The following is a 12465-nucleotide window of genomic DNA, read 5'->3' on the forward strand; positions in this document are numbered from 1 at the left end:
ACACGAAGCCATGGGCGAGTTTGAGCTGATCCGCAATTTCTTCGCCGCCGCGCCTTGTGCGCAGGGCGGCGAAGGCGTTGCCCTTGGGATTGGTGATGACTGCGCCTTGCTGGCTGTTCCTCCCGGGGAACAGTTGGCGATTTCCACCGACACGCTCGTGGCCGGTGTGCATTTCGCAGATCCCTGTGACCCGTTTCTGCTCGGTCAGCGCTCGCTGGCTGTGGCCGTCAGTGATCTGGCCGCCATGGGCGCCGCTCCCATTGCCTTTACCCTTGCCCTGACCTTGCCGACGGTGACCACCGATTGGCTGGAAGCCTTCGCCCGTGGTTTGAACCTCATGGCGCAAAATTGCGGGGTGGCGCTGGTGGGTGGCGATACCACCCGCGGGCCGTTGAGCCTGACCATGACCGTGTTCGGTCGGGTGCCGGCCGGTCTGGCGTTGACCCGCAGTGGCGCTCAACCGGGCGATTTGCTCTGCGTGGGCGGAGAGCTGGGTAACGGCGCGGGCGCATTGCCGCTGGTGCTCGGCCAGCGAATGGCTGAACCGGCCATCGCTGATCCGTTGCGTGCCCATTACTGGTCGCCGCAACCGCAGCTGGCGTTGGGCCAGGCGTTGCGCGGCAGAGCCACTGCGGCGCTGGATATCTCCGACGGGCTGCTCGCCGACTGCGGGCACATTGCCCTGGCGTCGAAAGTCGGGGTTCAGGTGGAGCGCAGTAAGCTGCCGTTGTCGAAGGCGCTGCTGGCCTTCCTCGGTCAGTCTGGCGCTGAGCAAGCCGCCCTGAGCGGCGGTGACGATTACGTGCTGGCCTTCACCTTGCCGCCCGCCGAGTTGCCATCATTGCTGGCGGACGGCTGGCCGATCCATGTGCTTGGGCGGGTCGTAGCGGGGCAGGGCGTGACGTTGCTGGACGCCGACGGACACGACATCACCCCATCAATCCGGGGCTATCAACATTTTCGGGAGACACCGTGACAGATCATCCCAAACAGGTCCCGGCGGAGTTCGTACCGCCGTCGGTCTGGCGCAACCCTTGGCATTTCCTGGCGTTCGGCTTCGGCTCGGGCACCCTGCCAAAAGCGCCGGGCACCTGGGGTTCGTTAGTGGCGTTACCCTTCATTCCGTTGTGGCAGATGCTGCCCGATTGGGGTTATTGGCTGATGCTCGGCATCACCATGCTGTTCGGCTTCTGGCTGTGCGGCAAGGTCGCCGATGATTTGCGCGTGCACGACCACGAAGGCATCGTCTGGGACGAAATGGTCGGGATGTGGATCACCCTGTGGCTGGTACCGGAAGGCTGGTATTGGTTGCTGGCGGGGTTCCTGATGTTCCGCTTCTTCGACATCCTCAAGCCCTGGCCGATTCACTGGATCGACCGGCATGTGCACGGTGGTGTCGGGATCATGCTCGACGACGTGCTGGCAGGCGTATTTGCGTGGTTGGCGATGCAAGGGCTGGTGTGGTTTTTCGTCTGAGGCGCCAAGTGAGAGAACCGGGGATAGCGCGACGCGGGTTGCTGCTGATGGTTTTCGCGCTATTTTGCTCGTTCGCCCAGGCGGGGGATGCACCGACGACGCCGTCCGTGATTCACCTCGCCAGCGAAGCCTGGGAAGACTTTACCGCCGCCGATGGCCATGGTTTGGGCTGGGACGTGTTGCGCGAAGTGTTCGAGCCGGCGGGCGTCAAACTGGATATTCGAACCGAACCGTATACACGCGCCACGGGCCTTGCACAGCGTGGCGAAGTGGACGCTTGTGTCGGTGCCTATCGGGATGAAGTCAGCGACGTGCTCTATCCGCGCTGGAGTTTCGATACCGATCCGATCTATGCACTGGGTCTGGCCAGCAATCCGGCGCCGACCCTGCAAACCCTGGGCAACTATCGATTGGCCTGGGTGCGCGGCTACAAGTACCAGGCTTATCTGCCCAATGTGCAGCGCTATAACGAAGTCGTGCGGCGGACGGGAATTGTGTCGATGCTGACCCACAATCGCGCCGACTATTACATCGATGCACTGACAGAAATCGATAACATCGTTAGCCGAGCCAAGGACCCGTCGCAGTTTCGCCGCACGCATATCGCGGAATTGCCGCTTTACCTGTGCTTCGCCGATACACCTCGGGCTCGCACCTTGATGGCGCTGTTCGATCAGCGCATGGAAGTATTGGTCAAAAATGGCCGGTTGAAACCGATTTTCGAACGCTGGAAGCAACCCTATCCATTTGAGTCGAACTGAGTACAGCTCTTGTAGCAGCTGGCGCAGCCTGCGTTCGGCGGCGAAGCCGTCGTAAATTCAGGCGCTGCAGTGTGTCAGATTGACCGAGTCGACAGGTTTCACGACGGCTTCGCCGCCGAACGCAGGCTTCGCCAGCTGCTACAGGGATGTATCGCGTCGACCCGATGATCAAACTTTTTGATCGTTATGCCCCATAATTCAGCCTAAGCGTCTGTAGGAACGTGCTGTTACAATGCCGCCTCTGCGAATCTTCAGTACTTATAGATCAGGAGCACACCGGTGCCTGTCGTTTTTGTCGCCGCTTCCAAGCTGCCAACGCCTTTTGCGCAATTCACCATGCATGGCTTTCTCGATGAAGAGAACGGGCGCGAGCACGTAGTACTGAGCCTGGGTGAATTTGCCGACGGTGCTCCGGTACTCGGCCGGTTGCACTCCGAATGCCTGACCGGCGATGCCTTGTTCAGCCAGCGTTGCGACTGCGGTTCGCAACTTGAAGCGGCGTTGCAGGCGATCGCCCGTGAAGGCCGTGGCGTGTTGCTCTACTTGCGTCAGGAAGGTCGCGGCATTGGCCTGCTGAACAAGATCCGCGCCTATGAATTGCAGGACGGCGGTGCCGACACCGTTGAAGCCAACGAGCGTCTGGGTTTCGCCGCCGACCAGCGCGACTACGCCATGTGCCTGCCGATGCTGGAGCACCTGGGCGTGAAGTCCTTGCGTCTGATGACCAACAACCCACGCAAGGTCAAAGCCTTGACCGACATGGGCATCGTGGTTGCCGAGCGCGTGCCGTTGCACACCGGGCACAACCCGCACAACAAACTCTATCTGGCGACCAAGGCGAGCAAGCTCGACCATATGATGGGCAACGAGCATCAGGGCGAGGTTGACCGGGCGTGACCCGCGGTCAGGTACGGCGGCGACTGTCCGTCAACTGGTGGCAATACCTGGCGCTGGCCTTGGTGCCATTGTTCGTGATCAACGGCGTATTCGGCCAGGGCGAGGCGATTGTGCCGGTGCTGGCCATGCCATTGTTTATCGCCGGTGTGGCCTCAATGTTTGTCAGCCTGAAGTTTTTCGGCGGCTACAAACACGCGCTGATCGCCACCCAGAAAGCCCTCGATACCCCTGATGAACCCGACGCCTGGATCGCCCTGGCCGCGAAACGCCGCACCGCGTTTCTGGCGGCCGGCCTGCCCGCCTGGATCGGTGCGCTGGCGGTGTTCGTCGGTCTTGAAGCTGTTCCATTGGTGCTGCTGGCGCTGTCGACCACCGTGCTGTTCTACCTCTACCGTATCCCGCGTCAACTCGGCTGATGCGCAGCATCTGGCTGGCAGTGTCGCTGCTGGCTGTCAGCGGTTCGGCGGCTGCGGTTGAGCGGGTCGTCAGTCTGGCACCGTCGCTTTCCGAGATTGTCGTTGAGCTGAACTCGGCTGACCTTCTGGTCGGTGTGCTGGATGCTGGCGAACGTCCCGCTGACCTCAAAGACATTCCTTCTGTTGGCAACTACGGTCAGTTGGACATGGAGCGATTGCTCAGCCTCAAGCCCGATCTGTTGCTGTTGTGGCCGGGCAGTGTGGGGCCGGCGCAGCGTGAGCAGCTCAAACGGCTGAACATTCCCACCTATGTCGCCGAACCCCACAACCTCGAACAACTTGCCGCCCAGATTGAAGTGATCGCTACGCAGCTCGGAAGACCGGAGCGTGGCGTTTCATTGGCCGAAAATCTGCGTCAACGACTCGATTCCCTGCGCCAGCGTTATCGAAGGGATGAACCAATACGGGTGTTTTATCAAGTCTGGGATCGGCCCCTGTACACCGTGGGCGGCGGGCAGATCATCAGCGATGCTCTAGCGGTGTGCGGGGCGCGCAATGTGTTTGCCGACCTGACGCAGCCTGCACCGCAGGTCAGTGTGGAGGCGGTGTTGCAGCGCAATCCCGAGGTGATTCTGGCCAGTGATCAGGCGCAGCTCGATGCGTGGAAGGCCTGGCCCCAGGTGACGGCGGTGGCGCAGGGGCAATTGCTGCTGGTGACGGACAAAGGCCTGGAGCGGCCGAGTGGGCAGATGATCGAAGCGACGGCCAAGTTGTGCCAGTTGATCGCGCCCGACCATTAAGACCGAGGCGCATTCATCGCGGGCAAGCCCGCTCCCACAGGGATCACACTGAACCTGTGGGAGCGGGCTTGCCCGCGATGAGGCCGGCTCAAACACCACAATCTCTGGTCAAAACCCCGGCGTCCAGGTCACCCCGAACATCCACGCCCGACCTTCCTCGCGATACCCATACTGACTGCCGTCATGGCTGTACAACGCCCGGCTGTAACCCTTGTCCAGCAGGTTGTCGACCTTCAATTCCAGCTTGATCTCGCGATTCAGCGCCCAACTGCTGCGCAACCCCAACAAGGCATACCCGCCCAACGGCTGCTGGTTGTTCTCGTCGTCATAACTGCTGCTCACCGCTTGCCAACTGGCACCGAGGCCGAGCCGGTCGAACTGCCGATCCAGGTCCAGGCTCAAAGTCCGCCGTGCACGACGGGCGAGGGTGTGGCCGCTGTCGCGATCCCGTGGGTCGATGATCGCCACGCCGAGGTTGCTCTGCCAGCCGAACAGCTCTTGTTTCAAGGCCGCTTCGAAACCGTTGATCCGCGCCGAGGCGACGTTCGCCGGGCGGTTGTTGCTGCCGAAAATAATCGCGTCTTGCAGATCGGTGCGGTACAGCGAAGCTTCCAGGCGACTGGTTTCTGTCAGCTGACTGCGCCATTGCAGCTCATAACTTTTCGAGGTTTCGGGTTTCAAATCCGGATTGCTGAAATCCGGGTAGTACAGGTCGTTGAAGGTCGGTGCGCGGAAGCCTTCGCTGTAGGTCAACAAGACATCGTTGTCCGGGTTCAGCGGCAGCGTGAAGGTGCCGCTCCAGCTGTTCTGGCTGCCGAACTGCTGGTTCTGGTCGCGACGCAGGCCCAGTTCGGTAGAGAAGCTGTCGGCTTGATAGCGATGCTGGATAAACACTGCACGGTTCCAGCGGCTGTCTTCGTCGAACGCTGTGCTGCTGTTGATTCGGTCTTCGTACCAGTCGCCGCCGAGGATCAGGCTGTTGCGTTCATCCAGGGTCAGGTCGTTTTGCCAATTCACCGAATCGCGGTAGGTGTTGAACACGCTGCGCTCGTCGCTGAGCTTGTCGAGTGTCTTCTCACGGTTTTCGCTATGGCCGAGCTCGACGCGGGTTTTCCACCGGTCATTGATCCTCGCGTCGACATAACTGCTGACGCTGCTCACAGAGAACTCGCTGTAGGGCTGTTGCTGGACCGATTCAAAGGTGTTCATGTCGAAGCGGCCGAACGGATTGTCGAATGCGCTTTTGCCCTGGTTATCCAGCAGATTGGCGCCGACTTCGATGTCATCGGTGAGGGCGTGACTCAGGCTTAAGCTGACCGACTTATTGCGGTATTCATCGTGATCACCATCACTGGGATAAGACTGGTGAGTGCGATTGATGCCTGCCGTTTCATCGAGGCTGGCACCGAGATTGAAGCGGGTCTGCGCGTCGCCGCCAGACAATCCAAGGCTGCGTTCCCAGGTCTGGTTGCTGCCAACCCCCACGTGCATGCGTGGTTGCAGGCCTTGTTCGTCGCCACGGCGAGTGAAGATCTGGATCACCCCGCCAATCGCATCGCTGCCGTAAATCACTGAGCGCGAGCCGCGCAGCACTTCCACGCGCTCGACCTGTTCGATGTTGATGTGTTGCAGGTTGCTGTCACCGGAGGTCGAGTTGCCGATGCGCTGGCCGTCGACCAACACCAGACTTTGCGCCGACTTGGTACCGCGAATGTAGACCCCCGGCAGACTGCCGCGCCCGCCGGTTTGCCCGACCTGTACACCCGGTACCCGGCGCAGCAGGTCAGTGACACTGCTCGGCTGCAGACGGTCGATGTCGTCGCGAGTGAACACGGTGTTGGCGGCGCTGCTGTCGTTGCGCGCTTCGACCTGACGGTTGGCGCTGATCAGCACGTCCGGCAGTTTCAGGGCCTGGTCGCGTTCGAAGGTGTCGGCCAAGAGTTGGCCGGCCGGCAGGAGGGTCAGCGTCAGGGCAAAAGGGGAGAGTTTCATGGATGATCCGTTGGCGCTTTAAAGTGAACACATTCTTGAGGCTGCACAAAACTCTGTGGGAGCGGGCTTGCCCGCGATGACGGAGTGTCAGTCAATGAATAAGTCGACTGTCATTCCGCTATCGCGGGCAAGCCCGCTCCCACAGGTTTTGTATATGTCTTAGAGGTTCAGCAGTTGCAGGCGCTGACGCACCGCTTCTTCGATCCCTGCCTCATCCAGTCCGCATTCGGCCAGCATTTGCGCAGGCTTGGCGTGCTCCACATAGGTGTCCGGCAAGCCCAGGTGCAGCACCGACTTGAGGATGTTCTCGCGGGCGAGGAACTCGCTGACCGCACCACCGGCACCGCCCATGATGGTGTTCTCTTCGACGGTCACCAACAACTCGTGGCTGCCAGCGATTTCGCGAACCAGTGCTTCGTCGAGCGGTTTGACGAAACGCATGTCGACCACGGTCGCATCCAGCTTCTCGGCGACTTTCAGTGCCTCAGCCAGTTGCACGCCGAACACCAGCAGGGCGACTTTGTTACCCTGACGGCGGACGACACCCTTGCCGATTTCAATCGGTTCGAGGTCTTTCGCGATCGGCGCATTCGGGCCGGTGCCGCGCGGATAACGCACCGCCGCCGGGCCGTTGTACAGGTGGCCGGTGCTGAGCATTTTGCGCAGTTCGTTTTCGTCGCTCGGGGTCATCACCAGCATGCCGGGGATGCAACGCAGGAACGACAGGTCGAAGCTACCCGCGTGCGTCGGGCCGTCTTCGCCCACCAGACCAGCACGGTCGATGGCGAACAGCACGTCGAGGTTTTGCACCGCCACATCATGCACAAGCTGATCGTAAGCGCGTTGCAGGAAGGTCGAATAGATCGCCACCACCGGTTTTGCGCCTTCGCAGGCCATGCCGGCGGCGAGGGTCACGGCGTGTTGCTCGGCAATCGCCACGTCGAAATAGCGCTCCGGGAAGCGCTCGCTGAAGGCCACCAGGTCGGAGCCTTCCTTCATCGCCGGGGTAATCCCGACCAGGCGCGGATCGACCGCGGCCATGTCGCAGAGCCATTCACCGAACACACCGGAGTACTTCGGCCCGCCGGCTTTCTTCGGCGCGGCGGCCGGAGCATCCACAGGTTCGAGTTTGGTGATGGCGTGGTAACCGATCGGGTCGACTTCCGCCGGAGCGAAGCCTTTGCCTTTTTTGGTGACCACGTGCAGGAATTGCGGGCCTTTCAGGTCGCGCATGTTGCGCAGGGTGGCGATCAGGGTCGGCAGGTCGTGACCATCGATCGGGCCGATGTAATTCCAGCCCAGCTCTTCGAACAGCGTGCCGGGGACCAGCATGCCTTTGGCGTATTCTTCGGTACGACGGGCGATTTCCCAGGCGCCGGGCAGGCGCGACAGGACCTTTTTGCTGCCTTCGCGCATGCTCGCGTAAGTGCGGCTGGAAAGGATTTTCGCCAGATAGTTCGACAGCCCGCCGACGTTGCGCGAAATCGACATGTCGTTGTCGTTGAGGATCACCAGCATGTTGGCGTCCACTTCCGGCGCGTGGTTCAGCGCCTCAAAGGCCATGCCGGCGGTCAGTGCGCCGTCGCCGATCACCGCGATCGCCTTGCGATCACTGTGTTGCAGGCGGGCGGCAATCGCCATGCCCAGCGCTGCGCTGATCGAGGTGCTGGAGTGGCCGACGCCAAAGGTGTCGTACTCGCTCTCGGAACGACGCGGGAAGGCGGCAACGCCGTCCTTCTGGCGCAGGGTGCTCATGCGCTCGCGACGGCCGGTGAGGATTTTGTGCGGGTAGGCCTGATGACCCACGTCCCACACCAACCGGTCGTCCGGGGTGTCGAAGACGTAATGCAACGCGATGGTCAGCTCGATGACGCCCAGGCCGGCACCGAAATGCCCGCCGGTCTGACCGACCGTGTAGAGCAATTCCAGGCGCAACTCATCAGCCAGGGTTTCCAGCTCGGCTTCGCCTAACCGGCGCAGGCCGTCCGGCGTGTTGGCACGGTCGAGCAGGGGCGTGGTCGGGCGCTTGCGGGGAATCTCATGAAACGTCGTGGGCATCAGGCGAATCGTTATAGGTATAAAAGATGCGGCAGTTTACCTGATGCATCGCCCCCTGCCCACGCGTTGGTTTTTTTTGGCGGATACGCCGTCAGCTGCGGCGATCGACGATGTACCGGGCCAGATCGCGCAATGGCTCAGCCGCCGCGTCAAACGGTCGCAGCGCATGCAGGGCCTGATCGCGCAGTTCCAGCGCATAGGCCTTGGCCGCATCAAGACCGAGCAGGGCCGGGTAGGTCGGCTTGTCCCGAGCGATATCGGCGCCCTGGCGCTTGCCGAGGGTTTCGGTGTCACTTTCAACGTCGAGAATGTCGTCCTGGACCTGAAATGCCAGACCGATGGCCTGTGCATAACTTTGCAGGGACTTCAGTTCGTCCTTCGGCGCATGACCGCTGGCCAGGGCACCGAGCTTGACGCTGACTTCGATCAACGCGCCGGTCTTGTGCCGGTGCATGTATTCAAGGGCTTTTTGATCGAGCTTCAGACCCACCGAACCGAGATCGATTGCTTGCCCGCCGACCATGCCCGCCGGGCCTGCCGCCAACGCCAGGGCGCTGACCATCTGCAGACGGGTTTCGGCGTCGCAACTGCTCAGGCGCGGGTCGAGCAGGGCGCTGAAGGCCAGGCTCTGCAAACCGTCACCGGCAAGGATTGCGCAGGCTTCATCGAATTTTTTATGCGTAGTCGGCTGGCCGCGACGCAGATCATCGTCGTCCATGGCTGGCAAATCATCGTGCACCAGCGAATAGGCGTGGATCAGCTCCACCGCGCAGGCCGCGCCGTTGGCTTGCTCGGCCTTGCCGCCCAACGCCTCACACGCGGCGTAAGCCAGCAACGGACGCACGCGCTTGCCGCCGTTCATCACGCTGTAGCGCATGGCTTCGTAAAGGCGGGCGAGCTCGGGGCTCGGCGGGTTGAACAGGGTTTCCAGTGCCGCGTTGACGCGAGCCTGGCTGGATGCCGAATACGCCGCAATCATTCGGGCTGATCCGCGTCGAAGGGTTCCTCGGCCAGCTCACCATCACGCTCGAGCAGCACTTGAACCTTCTGCTCGGCCTGAGCCAGCGCCGCCTGGCAATCGCGGGTCAGCCCGATGCCCTGCTCGAAAGCGGTCAGCGAGTCTTCCAGCGACAATTCGCCGTTCTCCAGACGCTCCACCAGCGTTTGCAGGTCGGCGAGGGATTGTTCGAAATCCAGTGCAGCTTTTTTGCGGGCCATGGCGGCTATTTCCGGTTGACGTTAAACCGGCGCGACACTAGCAGACATAGGGGGTATGGGCAAATAAGAGGGGTCTATGACGCTACGGTTTCCGGGTGAAAACACACCCTATGGCGAGGGAGCTTGCTCCCGCTGGGGCGCGGAGCGGCCCCTAAACCAGACACCGCGTTTCTTCAGGCATACCGCATCCAGCAATTTGCGACTGCTTCGCAGCCGGACGGGGCGATGCGTCGTTCCGACAAGCCCCTCGCCACTGCGCGGTATCGATCATGATTAATCTGTTGAGTCATCGGGATAGCTGATTTGATATCGAGTACTGCGCCCGCCGCCGGGCAGGCGTTTCAGGCAGCCCTTCTCCAGCAGTTCGGCCAGATGACGGGTTGCGGTGGCTTTGGAAACCTTTGCCACTGCCTGATATTGAGCGGCGCTGATGCCGTTATCGAAACCTCGTTCCCCACCATCGAGCAAGCGATTCAGTACTTTTGTCTGCTCGGTCGACAGTCCGGATTCCCGATGTGCCTGCCAGAAACGCGCCTTGCCCAGTACCGACTCAATCCGCGTCATGGCCTGCTGCAAGCTACGCAGCAAAGTCTGAAGAAACCACTCCAGCCATTCGGTGATATCCAGCGTAGCTTTCTGACTGGTTTCCAGCACTCGGTAATAGCCAGAACGATCATCCAGAATGCTCGCCGACATGGCGTAGAAACGTATGGCCTGAGCCTCACCCTGAGCCAGGGCTAGATCGGTGATCGTTCGCGTCAGGCGACCATTGCCATCGTCGAAAGGATGCAACGTCACGAACCAGAAATGTGCGACGCCGGCCCTCAGCAAAGGGTCGAGGCCAACCTGATTTCGGCTGGCTTCAAACCAGGTCAGGAAGGTTTCGAGTTGTCGTTCAAGACCAAGGCGAGGCGGCGCTTCGAAGTGAACGGTCGGCCTGTCGAGGCGCCCCGAAACCACTTGCATGGGCTCGTCGCCACGCAGGGTCCCGACACGGATCGACCGGGCCGCAAGATCAGTGTCTTGCTCAGGAAACAGCCATTTATGCCAATCCAGCAATCGCACCAATGTCAGTGGTTCAGCGAAATGCCGGGTCGCGTCGAGCATCAATTGCGCAAGGCCCTCACTGCGCTGGCTCACCTTATCGCCATTGACCATGTCCAACCCCAACCGTCGCGCCAGAGAAGAGCGTACGGAGCCAACATTCAGCTGTTCACCCTCGATAGCGGACGAGGTCACGATGTTCTGCAACAACGCATCCAGTTCGTTTTGCGCGCTCAACGAACTGCCTACCGAACTGGCCATCCCCATCAACCGCCCCTGCGCCTGAACGCAGTCGCGCAGCAGTGGCGCCAAACGCTCGGCTTGCCATTGAAAGTTAGGCCAATCAGGCTGCTGCCAGATCCAGTGAGGTGCCATGGAATCGGTGCTCTTGGAATGAGTGAGCCGATTAAAAATGCTATTCGGCTCATATGGTGAGCCGAATATGACGCCTATTCGGCTCACCGTCCAGTTGTCGGACAGCATGTCGCCTCACGTGCGGCAGCGACTGAATCGTGCAACATGTGGGTTGGCCGCAGTTAAATGCGGTCAAAGTGAATTCAGGATTAATTTTCAGGCATTAAAAAGCCGGCTTGTGGCCGGCTTCTCGGGGACTGGCTTGGTTTATTTTTGGTAAACCGCGCCAGCCTTCAAAACGTACACCCGGATCTTGCGTCCGGCTGTGGGACTTGGCGAGAAAGTGATCTGCCTTGTCGGTGCGATCTGAGCCTGAAGAAGGGTCGATGCGCAAATGTGGGGCGCAGCATACTGATTTTTTTGAGGAATTCCCAGCTTGGCGTGTGGGGTAGGGCGATTGCGGAGAGGTGTAGCAGCTGCCGAAGGCTGCGTTCGGCTGCGAAGCAGTCGTAAACCCGGTAACCATACTGTCCGCCATAGTGAATGGTTTGCGACTGCTGCGCAGTCGAACGGGGGGCAAGCCCCCTCGCCACAGTGGATCACAGGGTTGCGTGCTTATAGGAAGGGCACGGAAGGCCGGCGTTTATTGAGCGTCGACCACCAGAATACCCACCCCAATACCCTGATGTTTTGCTTATCGATCTGCTCGGCACTGAAGATCTCGTCGGGATACTCGGCTTTGTTATAGCTGCGCAATCGCAACGCATTCCCCGGCATCCGGTGCAGGTATTTGATCCGCAGCATCCCGTCATGCTCGATCGCATAAATTTCCCCATCAATAACCTGAGTCAGCCCGCGGTCGATCGCAAGCGTCGAGCCATCTTCAATCTTTTCGCCCATGCTGTTGCCGATCATGTGGGTACAGATAGCATTGGCGTGGTTGATTTCCAGGGAGTCCAGGTGGCTGCGAGGCAGGCGGATGGATTGGTTGGGGTCTTTGATAACGTGAGTTTTGTTGGAGCCCGGGGCGGTGGCTGTTTCTATATAGAAGGGCAATTCGACGTCGATGGGCTCGATCACGGTGTAGATGCCGCGGATGGCCTGGGCATCGAAGGTGTTGCCGGACTCGTCGAGCACGCGCAGGCGTGAGGACTCTTTCGGGCCTTCGCCGGTTTTCAGCCAGTCGCTGTTTACGGACAGTAGTCTGGCGACCTCTTCCATGCGGTAGGCGGGCACACCTCGGGTGTACCAGTTGTGGATATTTTGCGCTTCCGTGTCGAAGAAAGCGGCAAATCCTGTGGTTGTGATTTTCGCCGCTTCAAGGAGCGCTTTAAATCGTGGGCCGCTAGTGTTCTTTTTCATAAACACGAGTCTACTGGCGCAGGATGGGGGTTTGAATAAACGATCCGTTCAAATTTCGAGGGAAATTTAAGACTGGATGTAAGGCGC

General features: G+C 60.4%; 12 protein-coding genes. 6 read left to right on the forward strand and 6 right to left on the reverse strand.

Features of this window, described 5'->3' with window-relative positions:
- Nucleotides 1-10: 10 nt before the first annotated feature.
- From thiL to AC1RQB_RS07860, 6 genes are all read left to right on the forward strand, one after another.
- The gene (thiL, locus tag AC1RQB_RS07835; protein ID WP_063342399.1) at nt 11-976 is read left to right on the forward strand and encodes a thiamine-phosphate kinase; all 966 of its coding nucleotides are present in this window, start codon (nt 11-13) and stop codon (nt 974-976) included.
- Nucleotides 973-1476: a phosphatidylglycerophosphatase A family protein gene (locus AC1RQB_RS07840; RefSeq protein ID WP_008073949.1), complete on the forward strand. Its 504-nt coding sequence runs from the start codon at nt 973-975 to the stop codon at nt 1474-1476. Before thiL ends, AC1RQB_RS07840 begins: the two co-directional genes overlap by 4 nt.
- A gap of 47 nt (nt 1477-1523) precedes the next feature.
- The gene (locus AC1RQB_RS07845; protein WP_081235357.1) at nt 1524-2237 is read left to right on the forward strand and encodes a substrate-binding periplasmic protein; all 714 of its coding nucleotides are present in this window, start codon (nt 1524-1526) and stop codon (nt 2235-2237) included.
- Nucleotides 2238-2516: 279 nt separating this feature from the next.
- Entirely contained in the window at nt 2517-3134 is a 618-nt protein-coding gene (gene ribA, locus AC1RQB_RS07850) for a GTP cyclohydrolase II (RefSeq protein ID WP_007906827.1), read from the forward strand.
- A complete protein-coding gene (locus tag AC1RQB_RS07855; protein ID WP_007906826.1) occupies nt 3131-3550 on the forward strand; it encodes a hypothetical protein in 420 nt (139 codons plus the stop codon). The genes ribA and AC1RQB_RS07855 overlap by 4 nt, the downstream gene beginning before the upstream one ends.
- A complete protein-coding gene (locus AC1RQB_RS07860) occupies nt 3550-4350 on the forward strand; it encodes a cobalamin-binding protein (RefSeq protein ID WP_063342400.1) in 801 nt (266 codons plus the stop codon). The genes AC1RQB_RS07855 and AC1RQB_RS07860 overlap by 1 nt, the downstream gene beginning before the upstream one ends.
- A gap of 108 nt (nt 4351-4458) precedes the next feature.
- Here AC1RQB_RS07860 and AC1RQB_RS07865 read toward each other — a convergent pair whose 3' ends face one another.
- The 6 genes from AC1RQB_RS07865 to AC1RQB_RS07890 all read right to left on the reverse strand — a co-directional run bounded on the left by AC1RQB_RS07865 (nt 4459) and on the right by AC1RQB_RS07890 (nt 12378).
- Nucleotides 4459-6342 (reverse strand): TonB-dependent receptor domain-containing protein, encoded by a 1884-nt coding sequence (locus AC1RQB_RS07865; protein WP_063342401.1) that lies wholly within the window; start codon nt 6340-6342, stop codon nt 4459-4461.
- Between the two features lie 159 nt (nt 6343-6501).
- Nucleotides 6502-8400, reverse strand: a complete 1899-nt coding sequence (gene dxs, locus AC1RQB_RS07870; RefSeq protein WP_063342402.1) for a 1-deoxy-D-xylulose-5-phosphate synthase — start codon at nt 8398-8400, stop codon at nt 6502-6504.
- A gap of 91 nt (nt 8401-8491) precedes the next feature.
- Nucleotides 8492-9379, reverse strand: a complete 888-nt coding sequence (ispA, locus tag AC1RQB_RS07875; RefSeq protein ID WP_063342403.1) for a (2E,6E)-farnesyl diphosphate synthase — start codon at nt 9377-9379, stop codon at nt 8492-8494.
- Entirely contained in the window at nt 9376-9618 is a 243-nt protein-coding gene (locus tag AC1RQB_RS07880; protein WP_007894317.1) for an exodeoxyribonuclease VII small subunit, read from the reverse strand. The genes ispA and AC1RQB_RS07880 overlap by 4 nt, the downstream gene beginning before the upstream one ends.
- Before the next feature lie 273 nt (nt 9619-9891).
- On the reverse strand, nt 9892-11037 hold the full coding sequence (locus tag AC1RQB_RS07885; RefSeq protein WP_063342404.1) for a Fic family protein: 1146 nt from the start codon (nt 11035-11037) through the stop codon (nt 9892-9894).
- A 594-nt stretch (nt 11038-11631) separates the two neighbouring features.
- Entirely contained in the window at nt 11632-12378 is a 747-nt protein-coding gene (locus AC1RQB_RS07890) for a S24 family peptidase (protein ID WP_063342405.1), read from the reverse strand.
- Nucleotides 12379-12465 lie beyond the last annotated feature (87 nt).

The organism is Pseudomonas sp. GW822-FHT02E03 (assembly GCF_058802325.1).